Below are 19,931 nucleotides of genomic sequence, written 5' to 3'. Positions count from 1 at the left end.
ACCCCTGCCCCTGCCTAGCCCTTGAGGGCGCCGTGACTCAGTTGCGCCACCTTGCCGCGCAATGTCGCAAGCAGCGCCGGAAAGCCTTTTTTGCGAATGATGGCCGTGTATTGCGCACGCTTCAAGGCCAGATCGCTCACGCCATTGGCCACGATATTGACGATCTCCCAGCGCCCCCCGGTGGGCGCCACGAGATAGTCGATCGTGGCATCCTTACGCCCGTGGGTCGTAAGCTCGGTCTCGACCAGGACATCGCCCTGCGCCACCTCTTGCGAGGTCACGCGGCGGAAGGCCTGCCCGGAATAGCGCCGGAATTGCGCGGCGTAGGTGGCCACCGTAAGCTTGGTAAAGGCCCGTACGAAGGCCTGCCGCTCGGCGGGCGTAAGCCGTCCCCAATAGGGCCCCAGGGTCAGCTGGGCGATGTAGGCCACATCATGGCTCTTATGCACGGCCGGCATGAGTTTTCCGTAGCGGCCCTTGAACCCCAGGGGCTTGCCGGCCTTCATGACCGCGATCAGGGTATTCTGGAAATGACGGACCACGGCCACCGCCGGCCCCGTCCGTGCGGCATAAGCAGGGGCGCCGACGGTCGCAAGCCACGCCACCGCCACCCACACGCCCGCCATCCGCCGCCCTGTCTCTTGCCGTGTCATAGCCTCTCCTTTTGCCGTTTCGGCAGGTCTCGTCCGGCCGGTCACGCCGATTCCCGCCGGTAGTCACGACCCTTCCATCGGGACCGGAGGCCGCGAGCATACCACAGGGCCGAGGTGAAGGTCATAAGCAGAAAGGCGACTCCGGCCGCCGGCAGGGCGGCCATCGTCAACGGGGATTGCCGATAAAAACGCGCGGTCGGCGCGTAGCTCACACCCATGAGCCCCCAGGCCACGAGACCCAAGGCACGCGCCGCCACGCCACCTCCGACGATCGCCGCAAGCGGGGCCACGAACACGACCATCATGATCACCGCACATGCCGCAAGCAGGGTATATGAGTAGCGCAACTGGGTGAAGGCGGTACGCGCCACCATGCGCCAGAAGCCCCGCAGGTCGGTGGCGCGCAGCATGACCGCCGAATGCGTAAGCCCGATCCATGTGGCACCCTTCCGCTGTCTCTTCACGAGCGCCGCGAGCGTGCAATCGTCGATGACAGCACCCTGCAGGGCGCCAAAACCCCCGACGCCCTCCAAGGCCTCGCGGGTCACGAGCAGGCAACCGCCGGCGGCGGCGGCCATGCCCGCCGTGGGCCGATTGGCCAGACGAAAGGGGTAGAGGAGCTTAAAGAAGTAGATGAATACCGGCATCCACCAGCGGTCCCAGAAACCGCTCATGGCCGGGGCCGCCATCAGCGACACCAGCGCCAGACGCTCGCCCCGGGCCTTCTCCAGCAGGGTCGCCACGAGACCGGGGCTAAGCGCGATATCGGCATCGAGCAGCAGCACGTAAGGGGTCGTGACCATCTGGCGCCCATGCTCCAGCGCCCACAGCTTGCCGGTCCAGCCCGGCGCGAGCGCCGGGGCCTGGATGACGGTAAGGTCCGCCAGTCCCGCATGCCGCGCGATGTCCGCAGTGCCATCGGTCGACCCGTCGTCGATGAGGATTGTCTTTACGGGGCCCTGACTTGCAAGCGCCGCCAGCGAGCGCGCGATGAGCTGTGCCTCGTTACGCGCCGGCATGAGCACGGTGACATCACCCAGCGCGACCCGCGCAGCTGATGTCGGGTCCGCCTCGAGCCGCTCGCGGGTCCGCCATGGTTGCCATGGCACCAAAAGCAGGGCACACCACGCGCCGGCGGCGACCGCCGCAAGGTCGGTCCAGACCATCCCCGGCGCGGACGGTTAGCCGGCGCTCTTCGGCGAGGCCCGCTGCACGGTCACCACCACGCCCGGATCCTGGCAGGACGGCTCGGGGTCGGGGGCCATCGGGCCATCGACGCGCGGCCCTCCCAGGTAGACCTTGAGGGCCTTCAGGGGGTGTGCAAAGGTGTCATTGACCGCCGTACCCTCATAGCCGCAATGGACCATGCAATTGTCGCACTTGGGATGACGCCCGACACCGTAACGGTCCCAGGGGGTGGTCTCGATCAGTTCGGCAAAGCTCGCCGCATAGCCCTCGTCGCTCAAGAGATAGCACGGCTTCTGCCAGCCGAACACGTTGCGCGTCGGATTGCTCCACGGCGTACATTGATAGGTCTGGTTGCCGGCCAGGAAGTCGAGAAAAAGGCTCGACTGATTGAAACGCCACTTGGCGCGCCGTTGGCGGCCGAGCGCAAATGCCTTCCGGAACAACATCTTGCTCTGGGCGCGACGCAGGAACACATCCTGGCGCGGGGCGCGCTCGTAGCTGTAGCCGGGCGATACCGTGACACCCTCCACGCCTAGACCCGCCACGAAATCGAAGAAGTCGGCGACCTCGGACGGGTCCTCGTCCTGAAACAAGGTGCAGTTGACGGTCACGCGGAAACCGCGGTCACGGGCGAGCTTGATGGCCTCCACGGCCTTGTCGAAGACCCCCTCGCGGCATACCGACTGGTCGTGCCGTTCGCGCAGCCCGTCCAGGTGGATGGAGAACGTGAGATAGGGCGATGGCGTGTAGTCCTCGATCTTGCGCGCCAGCAACAGGGCATTCGTGCACAGATAGACAAACTTCTTGCGCGCCACGATACCGGCGACGATCGCCGGCATATCCTTATGGATGAGGGGCTCGCCGCCGGGGATGGATACCACCGGCGCACCGCATTCATCGACCGCCTGCAGACACTCATCGACGCTCAGGCGTCTGTCCAGTATCTCGTCTGGGTACTCGATCTTGCCGCAACCGGCGCACTCCAGGTTGCAGCGGAACAAGGGCTCGAGCATCAGAACCAGCGGATAGTGCTTGTTGCCCCGCAATTTCTGCCCGAGGATATAACGTCCGATGCGCCACTGTTGTCTTATGGGCACTTGCATAACACTTCTCCTACTCCGTGGACCCGTTCCTAGAGGGGGCTGCGGGCCTTCTTCAGTAAAGCAACCGGCAGGCGAAACGTCGTCGTCTCGGGCTCGGCCGGCAACTCCGTGACCTGCACCACGCCAAAATCCCCAAGCCTCTCCAACACGCCCCGCACCAGGATCTCGGGGGTCGAGGCGCCGGCTGTGATCCCGACCCGTAACGGTCCCTGGAACCAGGCCTGATCGAGTTCGCTCGCATCCTGCACGAGATAGGCGCGCGTCCCGGGCTGCTCGCCCACTTCGCGCAGGCGATTCGAGTTCGAGCTGTTGCGCGCGCCGACCACGAGCAACACATCAACCTTGCCGGCCAGCTTGCGCACCGCATTCTGGCGGTTCTGCGTCGCGTAACAGATCCCGCTCAGATCCGGTCCCTGGATATGCATAAAGCGCGCGCGCAAGGCCGCGATCACATCCTTGGTGTCGTCCACGCTCAAGGTGGTCTGGGTCACATAGGCAAGCCGGGTCTCGTCTGCCACCGCCAGACGCGCGACATCGTCGACGTCGGAGACGACATACACAGGCCCCGGAATACGGCCCCGGGTCCCCTCCACCTCGGGATGCCCGGGGTGACCGATGATGATCACCGCATAACCCTGAACACTGTAACGCTGGGCTTGATAATGAACCTTGGTCACCAACGGGCAGGTTGCATCGAGTACATCGAGGCGCCGGTCGGCGGCCTCGTCAACCAGGGCGGTGGCGACGCCATGGGCACTGAAAATGGTCGGCGCACCCTCGGGGACCTCGTCCAGGCGCTCCACGAATACCGCCCCACGGGCCTTCAGGTCCTCGACCACATGCTGATTGTGAACGATCTCGTGAAGCACGTACACGGGCGGACCGTATACCTCCAGGGCCCGCTCCACGATCTCTATGGCCCGCACGACGCCGGCACAGAATCCACGCGGCTGGGCCAACACCACATCCATTTCGGATCTCGATTCCATTTCTGGTGGTCTTCTCTTCAGTTGCGTCCAGACCTAGGCGACCCAAGCCGCCCTGATCCCAATACCTTAGCATGCTACTGAACGACGAACCAGGGTAGTGGCGCGGGGCACCGGACACAATGGCAGGGCCTCAGCTGATCCAGCTATCCACCAGCACGAGCGCGGCGGCGGCCATGACCAATGTAGCTGCCCATCCGACTATGAGCGAACCTGTAGTGATGACGAAACGACCCATCACACTGCGCCGTCGGGCAAGGATCATCATGAAGGCGAGAAGCGGGACTGCGACCAGTCCATTCAGCGCGGCGCTCAAATAGAGCGCGCGCATGGAGTTGAACGGCAACAGCACGATACCAAGGCCGGCCGTGCACACCAACACAAGAACCAGATAGAAGCGCGGCGCCGCGTGGATCGGCGCCCCCAGGCCTTGCGGCCAGCGCAACATGCCGGCCAGGGCATAGGCGCATGCGGCGGCCATGGCCGGGATCGCCAATAGCCCCGTGGCCACGAGCCCCGCGGCAAACACCGCCGAGGTCCACGGCCCGGCCAGAGGTGCCAAGGCCTGGGCCGCGGCGCTGGCGGTGTCGACACGCACGATGCCATGGGCGCCAAGGGTCGCGGCGGCGGTGACGATGATGAAAAACGCCACGATCTGCGAGAGCGCCATGCCGATATAGGTGTCGAAGCGGATGCGGCGCAACTCGCGGGGCGCCTGAGCGGGCCTTGCGATCAGGGGGGCCTTGGTGGCATCCCGTTGCGTGATCTCGGCCTCCTGGCCGGCCTGCCAAAACAGCAGATAGGGACTAATGGTGGTCCCGGCGATCGCCACCAGGGCGGTTGCGTAGTGATGACCGGGCATGAGCGTCGGCAGAAACCCCAAAAGCGCCTGGTGCCAGTCGACACGTACCGAGAACGCCGTCGCGACATAGGCGAGCAGGGCCAAGGACAAGACCTCCAGCACCCGCGCATAGCGCTCGTAACGCACCAAGGCCTCGAGGGTCACGATGATGACCAGAAAACCGGCCGCATAGGAAAGCCGCAGGCCACCGAACAACAAACGCGCCGCGCCCCCCATCGCCATGAGATCCGCGCCGATATTGATGACGTTGGCGACGAGCAGGGTGGCCACCAGGGAGTAGCCGACCCACGGCGGATAATGATCGCGCAGATTGGCGGCCAGCCCCTTGCCCGTAGCCCGCGCCATCTCCGCGCTCACCTGCTGGATGACGGCCACCAGCGGGTAAAACACCCACAGCGTCCAGATCATCTGGTAGCCAAAACGCGCGCCGACCTGGGAGTACGTGGCGATATTGCTCGGGTCATCGTCCGCAACCCCGGTCAGGAGCCCAGGACCCAGATCCCGCAGGCCCATGCGCCGCCTGACCCCACCCTTTCGTGCCGGATCGTCCGTCATGAGAGAGAGCCTAAAGGCCGGGGCCGGCGGCCGCCAGCGACCATTAGGGCCTGGGCCCTGGCCGGGCCGCGAATCGCGACGCGGCCCACCGATCGCCGCGCCGGGATCGGTCCTGTCAGGATGAATGGGTCTGGCGGTTCACAGCCGCCATTCTCAATGGGACACCGACCATGAGCATCCCGTCCCATGCGCGTAGGCCGACAGACAGACGCCCAACATGCGCCCAACATCCGCCGCCGACACACCCAGGGATAGGGAATTCTTGCGCCGTCACCGGGTAGCGGATCTATCGCTTCCCACTGAGAATTACCGGCCTCTTCTACGACCGATGCCGGCGCGCGCCGAGGATCGCTGCCGCCCGCTTTCGTACCGACAGGGATGCCACGATTGACCCGACCGTCGATGACCGGGAAAACGCGCGACCTGCCAGGCGCGTCCCTCGTCTTTGGATCGCGCGCCCATCCATGCCGTCTTCGCCCCGGGAAAGATCACGCGCCTGCGCCGCCTCGCGATAGGCCGCAAGCCCCCCGACCCGCACAATCCGTGGCCCAGATAATGCGCGCTCCGCTTCCGTACCCGCCTTATCTTCAGACTCCCCGTGGATGACCAAACTCAGCCACCGGACGCTCGAAACGCATTAGCCGCGCATGTCCGTCAATCAATCTTGTACTTCGGCCCACATATCGGTAGGGTGCAGCATGCGCGCGTCATGGCCCGTAGAGCGGTCGGCGAGGATCCATCCCGCGCCCCGCCGGGGGCGATCGCCGCCCCAGCCGTACCCTGGCAACGGACCGGCCATGACCGAGGGCCGCAAACCCCACAGAATCCTCGAGGATCGACGATGCGAATAGCCCACACCATGATACGAGTCGCGGATCTCGACCGGTCCCTGCGCTTCTACGAAAACGCGCTCGGCATGCGCGTCCTGCGGCGCACCGACTACCCCGACGGACGCTTCACGCTGGCGTTTGTCGGCTACGGTGACGAACGCGATACCGCGGTCCTCGAACTCACCCATAATTGGGACACCGTGGGCTACGAATTGGGCACGGGCTTTGGGCATGTCGCGATCGAGGTCGAGGACGCGACCGCGGCGTGCGCGCAAGTCGCCACCGCCGGGGGCCGCGTCACGCGCCCGGCGGGGCCTATGAAGCATGGAACGACAGTCATTGCCTTCGTCGAGGACCCGGACGGTTACAAGATCGAATTCATCGAACGGCACGGACCGCGACGCGCATGAGCGCGCCCGCCCCGGCCGTCCTCCCGCTTTATGATCAACGGGTGCGGACCGCCGAAGGCGGCATGCAGGATCTGGGCGCCTACCGCGGCCACGTGCTGCTCATCGTCAACGTGGCCAGCGGCTGCGGATTCACACCGCAATACGCGGGGCTCGAGCGGCTCTACCGGCGTTACCGCGAGCAGGGCCTCGTCGTCCTGGGCTTTCCGTGCAACCAGTTCGGGGGCCAGGAGCCGGCGGCCGATGCCGAGATCCAGGCCTTCTGCCGACAACACTACGATGTCACGTTTCCGGTGTTCGCCAAGATCGAGGTCAACGGCGCGCACGCCGACCCGCTCTTTCAGTGGCTGAGCGCACGCGCCCCCGGCCTGCTCGGCACGCGCGCCATCAAGTGGAACTTCACCAAGTTCCTCGTGGATCGTGGCGGCCAGGTGCTCGGGCGTTACGCCCCGCGCACCCGCCCCGAGGCCCTGGTGCGTCCCCTGGAGCGCGCCCTGAGATCGCCGTGAGCGCCCTTTCCGGCAGCGGCCGGGAGGCACATCCCCTCACGCCCACGGGCCATCGGTCCGCGGCGCCCACGTCGGGTAATCCGTGTAGCCCTCGGCCCCGCCGCCGTAGAAGGTCCGCGGGTCCGGGGTGTTCAAAGGCCTTCCGTCCCGCAACCGCGCCGGCAGATCGGGGTTGGCCAGGAACAAGCGGCCAAACGACACCAGATCGGCGTCACCGGAGGCCACGACCGCCTGGGCCTTGGGCCCATCGTATTCGCCATTGACCATCAGGATGCCCTTGTAGAACGACCGGAAATAGCCGATGGGAAGCCGCACTCCGCCATGACGGATGTCGGCCTCGAGGGCCTCCATGATATGGATATAGGCAAGCCCATAGGGCTCGAGGGCCTTGACCATGGCGCTAAACGTCGCCTTGGGGTCCGAATCGTGCATATCGTTCATGGTCCCGCTCGGCGACAGGCGTATCCCCACCCGGCCGGCCGGCCACACCTCGAGCACCGCCTCCAGGACCTGGAGCGGGAAGCGCAGGCGATTTTCCAGCGATCCGCCATAGATGTCGGTGCGCCGATTCGGGCCGTCGCGCAGAAATTGATCCAGGAGATAACCGTTGGCGTTATGGACCTCCACCCCGTCAAAGCCCGCCGCCCGTGCCTTGCGCGCGGCCTCGCGGTACTGGTCGCGGATGCGCGGTAACTCCTCTGTCGTCAGCGCCCGCGGCGTCACGAACTCCTGCGGCCCCTCATAGGTCGCGGCCTGCCCCGCGGGTTTGATCGCGCTTGGCGCGACCGGCAATTGCCGCCCGGGCTGGAGCGACGGGTGCGAGATCCGTCCGACATGCCAGAGTTGCAGCACCATCTGGCCGCCTTCGGCATGCACGGCGTCGGTCACCCGTCGCCATCCGGCCACCTGTTCATCGGTGTAAATCCCGGGGGTGTCGGGATAACCCAGACCCTCGGGCGCGATCTGCGTGGCCTCGCTTATGATCAGACCCGCGCTCGCCCGCTGGCGGTAGTACTCGACATTCAGGTCACGTGGGACGAACCCGGGACCGGCGCGATTGCGGGTAAGCGGCGCCATCACGATGCGATTGCGCAGACCTAACTCGCCGACCTTAAGCGGCGAAAACAAGCTCGGCGCCTCGCGCCCCGGGCGACCCTCGGCTCCAGCCCCCGGCCGAGGTCTGTCGGTCTCCTGATCCATGCACTTACCCCCTTGTTCATGATAGGCGAAACGGATGCGAACGCGCTGTTACGGTCGTCCTTTTGCATCTCGGGGAAGAGTGCTCATGATGCCACCCGACCCGCCCATCCGCCAAGACCTTTGGGCCGGGGGGCAACCCGGCCCTAACCCGCCGCCGGGGATTGGGCGGGGTATGGGCCGGGGCCGGCATGGGCGGATACCGGGGATGCCACGAAGCGCGGCCCTGCACCCAAAACGCCCGCGTCCCGGTGGCCACGCCACCCCATGGTGCACGGCGGCCGCGCCTCGCCCGCCAATCCCGCAGGCCACGTAGCGCCGGCCGATCACGACCCTGGCGCGGATATTGCTTCGGTGCTCGGGACCCGACCGTCAGGGACGGCGGCGGGTCCTCTTCCCGAGGGATACGCCCATGCCGGATGTACGCCATAAGGAACATACACAAGACGCGGTCTCGGACCGTGAACGCCTGAGTGCCGGGCGCCTGGCGATCACCTGGATGGGCTTCCCCTTCATTCTGGCCATCACCATGACCGGGTCGGTCCTGGCGTTGACCGCGGGCCTGCGCAACGCGATCCTGGCCACCCTCGTCGGCAGCCTCGCCATGTTCGCCTATGTCGGGACGCTTGGTGAATGGGGATGGCGTTCCGGTCAAAGCTTCGCGCAGATCGCGCAGGGCGTTTACGGGCCGCGCGGTTACCGTATCGTCTCCGGCCTCCTGTCAACGCTGGTCCTCGGATGGTTTGCGATCAACACCGCGATGCCCGCCGAGATCCTGGCGTCGGCCTACCACATCCCCTACCCGGTCACCGCCGCGGTCCTCGGGGTCCTCTATGTGGCCATCACCGCCACCGGCATCGTCGGCTTGAGCCGCCTGTCGCTGTCGGCGGTGCCTGTCTATGCCGCGCTCCTCCTGTATGGATTCGTGCACCTTGCGCTCCACACCGCGGCGGCGGCACCATCGGCGTGGCCTGTCCCCACCATGGGCTTTTGGCCGGCCCTGTCAGCGGTGCTCGCGGCGTTCGCCGACTCCGGCACCTTGGCGCCGGACTTCAACCGTTGGGCCAAGACCCGCGCCGCCTCGTGGATCGGGAGCGCTTGCGGCTTTCCGCTCGGCTTTGGGCTGGCCATGGGCGCGGGCGAACTTTTCACCGGATTGCTGCGCGCGGCCCACGCCTCTTATCTTCATCCCTTCCAGAATGGTAACCCCGTAGGCTACCTCCTCGCATTCGGCGGCCTGCCCGCGGCCTTTGCGGTCGCCGTGGCGGTGATCAACCAGGGATCGAATGCCACCCACTGCCTCTACAACAGCACCGTCGGGGCCGCCAAGCTCATGCGCCTGCGCTATCGCGCCACGGCGCTCTGGCTGGGACTCCTCGGCGTGGCGCTGGCCGCAAGCGGCGTGTGGAAATACCTTCTCGACTGGCTGCAGGTGATCGGTTTCGCGGTCCCGCCGATCGGTGGGGCCTTGATCGCGCGTTACCGCGCCGTGCTCAAACGCGGCAGCGCAACCGAGCTCGCGGATCGCACCCCGTACGCGCCATGGATCGGTACGATCATCGGCTGGATGGCGGGCGGCACGGTCCTGCTTACACACACCGACGCCACGGCACCGCTTGCCCTCATAACCTTCGCGGCCGGCTTTCTCGCGACCTCGATACTGGATGCGCGCATCGCCGCGCGCCGCCAGCCGCAACCCGTGAAATCCTAGGAACGGGGTGGCGGATCACGGCGACCCGCCGTCTGCCACCAGGATCTCGGCCGCGCGCAGACGCGCCACCGATCGCGGGTCGTGGGTGGGCAGATAGACCGTGGGCTCGGTGCGCGCGTAGGCGGCAATGCGATCCAGGGTGCGCACCGCGGCGCGCGGAAAGAAGGTCACGCCATCGGCGACCCTCACGCGAAGCGCCGCCTCGGTGTAACTGGCATCGCCCGCCAAAAAATAGCGGACATCATCGATGCGCACGATCACCGAGACATGTCCGGGCGTGTGCCCGGGGGTCGGAACCACCACGACGTCACGCGCCTTGGTGATGACGCAGGTGCGCGCAAACGGTCCGAGCGGCGGACCGGAAAAGTCGTAGAAGCGCGGCGCCAGGCCCTCCGGCCAATGGTGCGTCACATAACCGCGCAGCGCCCCGCCCCACCCGCGCGCCAGGCGCCACTCGGACGCCGATACCCACACGGCACTGTGCGCGAGGTGGCCAAGCCCCCCGGCATGATCGGTATGCAGATGGGTGAGCAGCACGGTTCGCACATCCTGGATGCGCACGCCAAGCCGCGCGAGCGCCGGGCGCAACTCCTCGTCGGGGGTGATCGCGAACGCGACCGAGCGCCGGTAATAGACATCATGTATTGACCTGCCCGGCCTCAAGCGACGTGGGTTAAGCTTACGGCCGGGTAAACCACCATCAACTCAGAGCCACCATTGAGGGGGGCAGGTCATGACAAAGTTTAGCGGCAGGTCATGACAAAGTTTAGCAAGTACGTGGGGCTGGATACACATAAAGACACGATCGCGGTGGCCATCGCCGAGGCCGGCCAGAGTAAGCCCCGCTATTACGGGGAGATCGCCAACACCCCGGAGGCGGTAGCCAAGCTCGTGAAGAAACTGAGCCCCCAGGGGGAGGTCCTGTCGTTCTGCTATGAGGCCGGTCCGTGCGGTTATGGGATCTATCGCCAGCTGACCCATCTGGGCCACGACTGCGTGGTGGTGGCGCCCTCGCTGATTCCCGTAAAACCCGGGGATCGGGTGAAGACCGACCGCCGGGACAGCGAATCGCTCGCCCGCTTGCATCGCGCCGGCGAGCTCACCGCCGTGTGGGTCCCGGGCCCGGAGCAAGAGGCGGTGCGCGATCTCACCCGCGCCCGCGAAGACACCAAGGCCCTGGAGCGCCAGGCCAAGCAGCGTCTGTCGGCCTTCCTCCTGCGCCATGGCCGCCTCTATGCCGCGGGCAAGACGAAGTGGACGAAGGCCCATGGTGAGTGGCTCATGACCCTCACGTTCGAGGCCCCGTCCCAGCAGATCGTCTTCCAGGAATACGTGGACATCGTGGCCCATCTCGCCGGTCGGGTGGCGGCGCTGGAAGAGGAAATGGTGCGGGTCCTGGACACCTTCTCGCTCGCGCCCGTGGTGCGCGCGCTCATGGCGCTGCGCGGGGTGTCGCTCATCACGGCGCTCACCGTGGTGGCCGAGATCGGCGATCTCACCCGATTCACATCGCCCCGCCAATTAATGGCGTATCTCGGGCTCGTCCCGAGCGAATCCTCCAGCGGCGCCACCACCCGCCGCGGTGGCATCACGAAGACCGGCAACGGGCACGTCCGGCGGGTCCTGACCGAGGCCGCCTGGTGCTACCGCTTCCCGGCCCGCAAGACCGCCCACTTGCAGCGAAGGGCTGGGGACACCAGCGATCCCGTGCAGGCCATCGCCTGGAAGGCCCAGAAGCGCCTCTGTGGCCGCTATCAGCACCTGCTCCGGGCTGGCAAGATCAAGGTGCAGGTGTGCACGGCCATCGCCCGCGAGCTCACGGGCTTCCTGTGGGCCATCGCGTGCACCGTCTAGGCGGAGGCTCGGTAACATGCCGCGAATATAATATTTCGAGTGATCGTGAAATCATCTATTGAACCATAACCAGGAAAAGTGAGTCTTTGGATCAAGGCATGAGAGGCCGGTGGGAGAATCCTCAGCAGTTCTAAATGTAGGAATGATTATCAATACCGGGTCACGGCCATGAACCGGTATGTCCGGGGGCTGGACAAAAGTTACGGTTCACGGTATAAAGCGCTGGGTCATAATATTCAGCGAGCAGAGCTTGGCTTTTCCGTTAGTTGGGAGCCCCCTTGATTTTAAGGGATTAGTGGCCTCCCTCAGGGAGTTGATGCAGCGGTTCCCGGACAAGCGGACGGGAAAGAACTGCGTCTACGCCATGGAAGACGCGGCCTTGGCGGCCTTTGCCGTGTTCACTATGCAAAGCCCTTCGTTTCTAGCCTATCAGAGGACGATGAAACAGACCAAAGGCCAGAGCAACGCGCACACGCTCTTTGGCATGAACCTGATCCCGACTGACAACTGCATCCGCAACCTGCTGGACCCGGTGGCGCCCAGTCATGTCACCCCCTATTCGAACAGACATTCGAGGCACTGAACGCGGGCGGCCATATTGACCCTTTTCGCGTTTCTCTCTCCTCATCCCAGAACGGTGCCGGCCAGCTGCTGATCGCCCTAGACGGGACAAGCTATCACCATTCTCATACCGTCCATTGCCGGCAGTGCACGAAGATCGAACACAGGAAGGGCGAGGTCAGCTATCAGCACACGGTGGTTACACCGGTCGTGGTGTCTCCCGAACGCAACCAGGTCATCGCGCTGGCGCCGGAATTCGTGACCCCCCAGGACGGTCACGACAAGCAGGATTGTGAAACGGCGGCAGCCAAGCGGTGGCTTACCGCCCATGGTGCCCGCATCAAAGCGCTCAACGCGACGATTCTGGGCGACGACTTGTATAGCCGCCAGCCGATGTGCGAAACCGTCTTGGGCCTGGGACTCCATTTCCTTTTCGTGTGCAAGCCGAGCTCCCACGTCACGCTCACCGAATCGATCAAAGATCTCACCGCCCAGGGGGCTATACAGACTCACCAGGTCCTGCGCCGCAAGGGCAAGAAAGCCTGGACTGACACCTATCGTTTCGTCAACCACGTTCCCTTGCGCGAGGGCGACGATGCCCTAGCGGTCAATTGGCTGGAGTTGACCACCCAAGACGCCGCGGGCAAGCAGACATACCAGAACGCCTGGATCACCCAGCATGCACTCGATAAAGCTCATGTCGCGAAAGTCGCTGAAGCGGGCCGCGCGCGCTGGAGGATCGAGAATGGCAACAACAATGTTCTGAAGACCAAGGGGTACCATCTTGAACACAATTTTGGGCACGGCAAGAAGTATCTCTCCTCGCTGCTGTGCACCTTCAACCTGCTGGCCTTCCTGCTGCACACTTTCCAGGAAATAACCAACCAAAAATACCGCGTGTTGCGCGCGACCCTCCCCACCCGCAAAAGCTTTTTCGACAGCATTCGGGCGCTCACAACTTTTATGTGTTTCGACAGTTTCGAGGCCTTGCTCGACTTCATGCTGCGGGGTCTCGACATCGACGCGCCCGACAGCAGTTGAGGGCCGCCATGGAACCCATTCGATTGGCAAACCGCCTACGGCGTCCGCCCCCTTTTGGCTGAGACCTTTGTTGATCCCACACGCTTTACGGGCCACTGCTACCGCGCGGCCCACTGGATCGACGTCGGTCTCACCACGGGCCGCGGCCGTGAGGATCGCCATCACGAACGCCATGGGGCAAGCCCCAAGCGCGTCCTGGTCTACCCGCTGGTGCCCGATGCCCGACAAAGGCTCCTGCAAGCCCCGTAAATTCTTAAGCGGACGCCCCCATTCGAGGCGGAGCCAGTTCACATTGAGAATTGCTGGAGAATCCTCGATCTCCCTATGAGGCGCAGACACACACCTGCGACCCTCGATGATAGAGCGAGGCAGCTCCACGACGAAGCGAAGTCAGGCGGTACCCAACCCGCGTATATCAGAGTGATCGACCGTCGTTAACAGCCGCTCGTGCCTTGACTCAAGGACTTACGAATCCAAGGAGAGAAAAGATAGAAGAAAACCATGCCGCTAGTTGACAGGTCAAAACATATCAGGGATGCCAGCGCGGGAAATACCCCGCGCGACCGGCCCCGCAGGTCTCCCCGGTATCAACCAGGATGGGCCCCTCCGGATGGTCTATGAGCCACACATGGATGGGCAACCAATCGCTCCAGTCGCGATCCCCCATGACGCGCAAAGGCCCTCCCGGTCTGCGCGCCCTCTGGGCCTCCTTGATGCGCACACGGCCCGTACTGATGGGATGGATGTGAATCTTCATGGGATCTCCCTCCTGCATCGCGACCGCGGGCGGCCCCGCCGGCACTCATGGTGAACAGTCGTTTACGACACGGGCAAATTTTTTTAGGTCGCCCATCAGGCCGTGGCGGGGGCCTTGCGTCAGCTGTGCGGCCTCGCGCATCGCGCCCTCAGCCGACATCGTCCGTCCCCGCCCTTGCGATCATCCGTTCGACGATTCGCCCGAGGGCCGCCACGTCCTCTTCGGGCGCCCCGGTGAACTCACCGAAGTGGCGCAGCTTGGCATATTGACTGAAGGACCCCACGAGAGCGGCGATGAGATAGGGGATCTCCCGGGCATCGGCGATCACGCCCTCGCCCACCCCCTGCTGAAAGAGCTCCGTCAAAAGACGCACGATCGAATGCCGGCGCAAGCGTTCGGGCACGCCGGGCCACATGAGGCGCGCCTGTTCGCTCGTATAGAGCACAGCCGCGGGCTGGGTCGCCAAAAGCCGCCCCGCGGCCTCGATCAGTGAGCGCAGGTTGCCGCGAAAGTCGCACCCCGGCCTGATCGCCGCACCCAGACGGGTCACCAGCAATCCATAGCAACGCTCGAAGAGATAACGCGCCAGGGCGTCCTTGCTCTCGAAGAACTTATAGAGCACGGTGCTGCTGTAGCCGCTCGCCGCCGCGATGTCACGGAGGCTCGCGGCGGCGAGCCCGTCGCGCACGAAGAGCCGCAGGGCCACGCGCACGATCTCGCGTTTCGAAGGCGCCTCATCCGGGGCCACGAGAAAGCCGATATCGGCATCATCACTCATGGCGCAAGGTTATCGATCGTTAACCTCCCTGTCAACGGTGTGCCTGGCCGCCGCGGGTCCGCTCGGCGTGCCGCTCGCATGGCGCGCGTGAAGCGGGCGGGCGTGGACATCGACCGCTGGTCACGTGCCCCGTAACGGTGCATGCTGGCATCGGGCGGCGCGCCACGGGCGAGCACCGCCGATTGAATCAGCGGCGCCACCGGACTGACGGGTGGGCGGCGAGCATGCCCGCGATACGCACAGCAGGGGGTGTAAGTCCATGAGACCGGGCCCGCCGCGCCGATCATCCGCCATGCCATATCGATATTTTTGCACACTTGAATTCCTGCGAAAGACGGTCCCTGGCCGTGGAACCATGGCGCCCCATGCCGGAGGCGCTAAGGTCCATGGCGCACCAGCGAAGGCCGCGGGCCTGCGTCACCGGCAAGCGGCGCGAGGTGCAAGGCAGGCCCTGGACAGGACCACCCCTCCCAGCCTCGGTACCGGATGGCACGAAGTATGCTAAGGGATGCCGCCCAAAGCGGCACGGAGGCCCTCGAACGACGGAGGTCGCAGAGACCATGGCATGGTCACAGACACCAAGACGAACCTTACGATGATCAGATGCACGGGCCGGCAAACCGCTTAAGGCGGGCGGAGGGGGATGCCGCGGAGACGAGTCGGGCCAGGGAGGGGGTTTGGCAATGGACGACAAGAGTAGCGGATCTATCGACATCGAATTTTTGCATCGTCTGGTGCGCGAGCTCGATATCGGCCGGTTCTTTCATATCGCCGCCGAGGGACTGGCCACGCGCCTTAGTGCCGACGGCGCGGCGCTCATCGTCCGCGAGGAACCCGGTCGCCTGCGCTACCGCTTCTTCCATGGCCTGCCGGCCCGATATCAATCACTTGCCGCCTATGCGTTCGACGACCGTCTCGGGGTGGCCGGTGCGGCACTCCACGCCCGCCAGCCGATCCTCATCACCGATTATGCCGCCAGCCCCTACGCCCTTCCCGAATATGTCGAATCAGGCCTCACCGCGAGCCTCTGCAGTCCGGTCATGGCCGATGGCCGGGTGCTCGCGATCCTCGCCATCTCGTGGTTTCATGTCCCACGCCGGCTCCCTGATCCGGACGACATGCGCATGATTGCGCTCGTCACCGACTTCGTCGGCGCCGCGCTACATCGCTATCACACCGAACAGCGCCTGCGTGAGCTCGCCATGCACGACCCGCTCACGGGCGCCGCCAATCGCAACCTGCTCTACGATCGCCTGAACCACGCCATGACCATGGCGATACGGCGCGAGCGGCTGATGGCGGTGATCACCTTCGACATCGACAACTTCAAGATGATCAACGACAAGCTCGGCCACACCATGGGCGATGCCCTGCTTGTCGAGGTGAGGCAGCGGGTCCAGGACCTGATCCGGGTCGGCGACACCCTGGCGCGCCTAGGTGGCGACGAGTTCGCCCTGCTCCTCGAAGACGTGAGCCGCTACGGCGAGATCGAGGCGGTCATAGAACGCATCCGTCAGGCCCTGCGCATCCGGTGGGGTACGGCGGCCCTGCAGATTGCCGTCAGCATCAGTCTTGGTTATACGGTATATCCGGTCGATGCCGGCGCCGACCAGGCGCTTTTGCACAACGCCGATATCGCCATGTACGAGGCCAAGCGCGCCGGCGGCCATAGAGGCCTGCTCTTTACGCACGCCATGGCGCTGGCCGCCGCCCACAAGGGCGATCTCATATTGGAGTTCGGCCGGGCCCTGGAGCGCGGAGAACTGGTCCTCTACTATCAACCGATAGTCGAGATCAGCACCGGCGAGATCGTATCCGCCGAGGGCCTGCTCCGCTGGCACCACCCGGTCCATGGGCTTCTGGCACCGCCCCAATTCATGGGGGCCATAGAGCACACCTACAACAGCCTGAAGCTTGATGCCTGGGTGATAGCCGAGGCCCTGGCGGTGCTGGCGCGCTGGCAGGGCCAGGGGATCTTCAAGAAGCTGCACATCAATCTGTCGACCTCGTCGATCGAGAATCATCGGTTCTGCGAGACCCTGCGGCGTACACTGGCGGCCTCCTCGGCGGCCATAGATCCGCGCTACCTCGGGGTCGAACTCGTCGAATGGAGCACCATCCAGGACATCGAGTCGGCGCGCGCGCTCATCATGGACTGCCGGGCGCTAGGCATATCGGTGGCCCTCGACGACTTCGGGACCGGCTATGCATCGCTCCAACACCTTCGGTCACTGCCCATCGACAGCATCAAAATCGACCGCAGCTTCGTGTCCGAACTGGCGCGCGAGCCCGCCGACCGGATTCTGGTGCAGAGCATGATCAGCGCCGCGCAGGCCTTCGGCATCGAGGCGGTGGCCGAGGGCATAGAGACCAAGGAGCAGAATCAACTTCTGATCGCCATGGGCTGCATATATGGGCAGGGGTACCTGTTCGCGCCGCCGCTCGCCGAAGAGGCGCTATGGGTCGATGCAATCCCCTGACCGTTTTCCGGGGTCGCCGTGGCCTCTGCCAGGCCTCATACTGGCAGACCACAGGCCGAGCGCCTAAGCTAGAGGCGGAACTTCGGAAAATGCCGTGGAGATAGGGACCTTACTTGCGATCCTGGCGGCAGCGGCCCTGGCCATTGAACTGTCGTCCATGACCTTTTATCTGCTCGCCGTGGCCGCGGCCCTGGCGGCGGGGAGCGTGGTCGCCTGGATTGGCGCGCCGGCGGGCTGGGCATTGGCGACCGTGGCCCTGGGGGCAGTGGCCGGCCTGCCCGTGGCCCACAGGGTCCGCGTGCGACTCTCGCGTGCGACACCGGAATCGGTGCGGCTGGCCGATCCCGACGCCGGGCATGTCGTGCGCGTGGAGTCGGTGGCACCCGACGGGTTGCGTGTCGCCTACCGGGACACCTCGTGGGCCGGACGCCTCGCCGACGAATACCGGGATATCACGGTGTCATCGGGTGATCTCATGACCATCGTCGCCCGCGAGGGCAATGATCTGCGGCTTGCGCCGGTCGGCGCCCAGGCGGCGGCGCACGCCGCCGATCCGGACCTCGGGCATCTCGTGCGCGTGGAATCGGTGACGCCCGACGGGCTGCGCGTCACCTACCGGGACAGTTCGCGGCCGGGCCGCCTGGCCAATGAATGCCGGGATATCGCGGTATCATCGGGTGATCTCATGACCATCGTCGGCCGCGACGGCCCCGACCTGCTGCTCGCGCCGGTCCCGGCGCAAGCCGCGACGCGGCCCTAATCGAAGAGGACAAGGAGGCGGCATGGGGGCAGGCATCGTCATACTGGTCGTTCTGGCGTTCATCGCATTGTTCGTGGTGGTCAAGGGCATACGGGTCGTCCCGCAGCAGCGCGCCTTCGTGCTCGAGCGGCTCGGACGCTTTCATGGGGTATTGGGCCCAGGGCTCAACATCATCTTCCCGCTGATCGACCGCGTCGCCTATCGCTTCGATCTGCGCGAGACCCCGATCGATGTCCAAAAGCAGGTATGCATCACCAAGGACAATACCCAGATCGCCATCGACGGGGTCTTGTACCTGCAGATCACCGATCCCAAGGCCGCCGCCTACGGCACCACCAATCCGACCATGTCGATGATCCAGTTGGCCCAGACCATCCTGCGCGCCGACGTCGGCAAACGCGCCCTGGACGAGGTCTTGTCACAGCGCGCCGAATTGAATGCGACCGTGGTGCAGGAACTCGATCGCGCGGCGGTCACATGGGGCCTCAAGGTCCTGCGTTACGAGATCCGCGACATCACCCCGCCCGCCGACGTGATACGCGCCATGGAGCTCCAGATCACCGCCGAACGCGAGAAACGCGCCACCATCGCCACCTCCGAGGGCGCCAAGCAGCAGGCCATCAACATCTCGGAGGGTGAGCGCCAACAGGCGATCAATCGCGCCGATGGCGCGCAGCAGGCCCAGGTCCTGCGCGCCCAGGGCGAGGCCCAGGCGATCCTGCTGGTCGCCAAGGCCACGGCCGAGTCCCTGAGGGTGGTCGGCGACAGCCTCAAAGACGAGAGCGCCCGCCAGGCAATGGCCATGCGCGTCGCGGAATCGTTCATCGCCCAATGGGGCGCGATCGCCAAGGAATCGAACGTCATGATCGTGCCCGCCGACATGGGCGATCTGTCGCGCATGGTGGGTACCGCGTTCCGTATGGCGGAGGGCATCAAGGCCAGCGCCGAGCGGCGCGCCACCGGCTGACGTCGCGGGGCCCGCCCCGTGACATCGGTGCGTCCACCGCCACCACGCTTATTGCCTCTCTTGGGGACGCCCAGGCATTTACCAATGGCCGCAAGCGTCCCGCTGGGTCGCCGGCTCATGCCCTGGCAGGATTCGAGTGGCCGCAGGCCCGTGCCCTTACACCAAAAAGCGCGATCACATCCATACGCCAACACGCCTCCTCCATGGGGCGCACGCGGTTGCGCCGCCAGCGAAGCGACACACCGCCACCGGCACGCCCTCAAGGCATCTCAGATCTAACCCCCCCCCACTTCACAAGCGCCGCAATCGAGTGGCGCGTGGGCGGCCACGAGCACCGGTGCGCGCGGAAAGAGCCGGGCCCGCAAGGCCGCGGCGTCCTCATCAGGGGCAAGTGGCCAGGTGACCCCCTGGTCGCGGGCGGCCGCCAGGTATTTGCTCACCACCCCTGGGATAGCTGCAAGGCGCGGGCGATCTGGCGCTGACTCAAACGCGCCTCATGGTGCAGGCGCAACATCTCACGAACGAAACGCATGATATAGACCCTCTGTCGGCATGCCCCCTCCGGATAAAAAGCCAGAGGATCAGCCCGTTAGAAGTGCAAATCCAGCGCTTCACGCCATCGTTCTGGTCTCGTGATCACCGACTATGGGGCGCGGACCCAAAGTGATCACGATCGATCAGAATGGGTGATCACGAGCGGCCAGAAAACGCACCAGTGATCCGGGGCGTACC

The 19,931-nt window shown here is 65.1% G+C and carries 17 protein-coding genes and 2 pseudogenes; 9 read left to right on the top strand and 10 right to left on the bottom strand.

The genetic code is table 11. From position 1 onward, the window contains the following. Window positions 1–14: 14 nt before the first annotated feature. The 5 genes from C4901_RS05385 to C4901_RS05365 all read right to left on the bottom strand — a co-directional run bounded on the left by C4901_RS05385 (window position 15) and on the right by C4901_RS05365 (window position 5,347). Window positions 15–653 (bottom strand): ABC transporter substrate-binding protein, encoded by a 639-nt coding sequence (locus C4901_RS05385; RefSeq protein ID WP_110136466.1) that lies wholly within the window; start codon window positions 651–653, stop codon window positions 15–17. Between the two features lie 41 nt (window positions 654–694). Beyond that, a complete protein-coding gene (locus tag C4901_RS05380; protein ID WP_110136465.1) occupies window positions 695–1,819 on the bottom strand; it encodes a glycosyltransferase in 1,125 nt (374 codons plus the stop codon). Window positions 1,820–1,834: 15 nt separating this feature from the next. Further along, window positions 1,835–2,944, bottom strand: a complete 1,110-nt coding sequence (hpnH, locus tag C4901_RS05375; RefSeq protein ID WP_110136464.1) for an adenosyl-hopene transferase HpnH — start codon at window positions 2,942–2,944, stop codon at window positions 1,835–1,837. Between the two features lie 29 nt (window positions 2,945–2,973). Then, window positions 2,974–3,915 carry a 4-hydroxy-3-methylbut-2-enyl diphosphate reductase gene (ispH, locus tag C4901_RS05370; protein WP_110136463.1) on the bottom strand — a complete coding sequence of 314 codons (942 nt, stop codon included), beginning with the start codon at window positions 3,913–3,915 and terminating at the stop codon, window positions 2,974–2,976. A 148-nt stretch (window positions 3,916–4,063) separates the two neighbouring features. Continuing rightward, window positions 4,064–5,347: an Nramp family divalent metal transporter gene (locus C4901_RS05365; protein WP_110136462.1), complete on the bottom strand. Its 1,284-nt coding sequence runs from the start codon at window positions 5,345–5,347 to the stop codon at window positions 4,064–4,066. Between the two features lie 841 nt (window positions 5,348–6,188). On the opposite strand from C4901_RS05365, the gene gloA reads away from it, so the two are divergent. Both gloA and C4901_RS05355 read left to right on the top strand, forming a co-directional pair. Next, window positions 6,189–6,587 (top strand): lactoylglutathione lyase, encoded by a 399-nt coding sequence (gloA, locus tag C4901_RS05360; protein ID WP_240611830.1) that lies wholly within the window; start codon window positions 6,189–6,191, stop codon window positions 6,585–6,587. Next, window positions 6,584–7,093, top strand: a complete 510-nt coding sequence (locus tag C4901_RS05355) for a glutathione peroxidase (RefSeq protein ID WP_110136460.1) — start codon at window positions 6,584–6,586, stop codon at window positions 7,091–7,093. Before gloA ends, C4901_RS05355 begins: the two co-directional genes overlap by 4 nt. A 36-nt stretch (window positions 7,094–7,129) precedes the next feature. On the opposite strand, the gene C4901_RS05350 is transcribed toward C4901_RS05355, so the two are convergent. Then, complete coding sequence (locus C4901_RS05350) at window positions 7,130–8,293, bottom strand: alkene reductase (protein WP_110136459.1); 1,164 nt, start codon at window positions 8,291–8,293, stop codon at window positions 7,130–7,132. A gap of 409 nt (window positions 8,294–8,702) precedes the next feature. Between C4901_RS05350 and C4901_RS05345 the strand changes: the two genes are divergently transcribed. Next, window positions 8,703–10,001, top strand: coding sequence for a cytosine permease (locus tag C4901_RS05345; RefSeq protein WP_110136458.1), 1,299 nt, complete (start codon window positions 8,703–8,705; stop codon window positions 9,999–10,001). A gap of 15 nt (window positions 10,002–10,016) precedes the next feature. Here C4901_RS05345 and C4901_RS05340 read toward each other — a convergent pair whose 3' ends face one another. Beyond that, window positions 10,017–10,664, bottom strand: a complete 648-nt coding sequence (locus C4901_RS05340) for an MBL fold metallo-hydrolase (protein ID WP_110136457.1) — start codon at window positions 10,662–10,664, stop codon at window positions 10,017–10,019. A 93-nt stretch (window positions 10,665–10,757) separates the two neighbouring features. Between C4901_RS05340 and C4901_RS05335 the strand changes: the two genes are divergently transcribed. From C4901_RS05335 to C4901_RS05325, 3 genes and pseudogenes are all read left to right on the top strand, one after another. After that, the gene (locus tag C4901_RS05335) at window positions 10,758–11,855 is read left to right on the top strand and encodes an IS110 family transposase (protein ID WP_110136456.1); all 1,098 of its coding nucleotides are present in this window, start codon (window positions 10,758–10,760) and stop codon (window positions 11,853–11,855) included. 250 nt (window positions 11,856–12,105) lie between these two features. Beyond that, window positions 12,106–13,457: pseudogene (locus tag C4901_RS05330) on the top strand (ISNCY family transposase). 54 nt (window positions 13,458–13,511) lie between these two features. Continuing rightward, the gene (locus C4901_RS05325; protein ID WP_110135574.1) at window positions 13,512–13,706 is read left to right on the top strand and encodes a Druantia anti-phage system protein DruA; all 195 of its coding nucleotides are present in this window, start codon (window positions 13,512–13,514) and stop codon (window positions 13,704–13,706) included. Between the two features lie 280 nt (window positions 13,707–13,986). Here the strand turns inward: C4901_RS05325 and C4901_RS05320 are convergent, their stop codons facing one another. Both C4901_RS05320 and C4901_RS05315 read right to left on the bottom strand, forming a co-directional pair. Further along, a complete protein-coding gene (locus C4901_RS05320) occupies window positions 13,987–14,214 on the bottom strand; it encodes a hypothetical protein (protein WP_145960629.1) in 228 nt (75 codons plus the stop codon). 148 nt (window positions 14,215–14,362) lie between these two features. Continuing rightward, window positions 14,363–14,992: a TetR/AcrR family transcriptional regulator gene (locus C4901_RS05315; RefSeq protein ID WP_110136454.1), complete on the bottom strand. Its 630-nt coding sequence runs from the start codon at window positions 14,990–14,992 to the stop codon at window positions 14,363–14,365. A gap of 683 nt (window positions 14,993–15,675) precedes the next feature. Here C4901_RS05315 and C4901_RS05310 point away from each other — a divergent pair. From C4901_RS05310 to C4901_RS05300, 3 genes are all read left to right on the top strand, one after another. After that, on the top strand, window positions 15,676–17,472 hold the full coding sequence (locus C4901_RS05310; RefSeq protein WP_110136453.1) for a bifunctional diguanylate cyclase/phosphodiesterase: 1,797 nt from the start codon (window positions 15,676–15,678) through the stop codon (window positions 17,470–17,472). Window positions 17,473–17,566: 94 nt separating this feature from the next. After that, window positions 17,567–18,232: an NfeD family protein gene (locus C4901_RS05305; RefSeq protein ID WP_145960628.1), complete on the top strand. Its 666-nt coding sequence runs from the start codon at window positions 17,567–17,569 to the stop codon at window positions 18,230–18,232. A gap of 22 nt (window positions 18,233–18,254) precedes the next feature. Further along, complete coding sequence (locus tag C4901_RS05300; protein WP_110136452.1) at window positions 18,255–19,199, top strand: SPFH domain-containing protein; 945 nt, start codon at window positions 18,255–18,257, stop codon at window positions 19,197–19,199. A gap of 347 nt (window positions 19,200–19,546) precedes the next feature. On the opposite strand, the pseudogene C4901_RS18445 reads toward C4901_RS05300, so the two are convergent. Then, a pseudogene (locus C4901_RS18445) lies at window positions 19,547–19,731 on the bottom strand (winged helix-turn-helix transcriptional regulator); the annotation flags it as partial. Between the last annotated feature and the right edge of the window lie 200 nt (window positions 19,732–19,931).

Origin of the sequence: Acidiferrobacter sp. SPIII_3 (genome assembly GCF_003184265.1) — a bacterium.
In the GTDB taxonomy this organism is placed as follows: Bacteria; Pseudomonadota; Gammaproteobacteria; order Acidiferrobacterales; family Acidiferrobacteraceae; genus Acidiferrobacter.
This window is presented reverse-complemented; position numbering and strand designations above follow the sequence as displayed.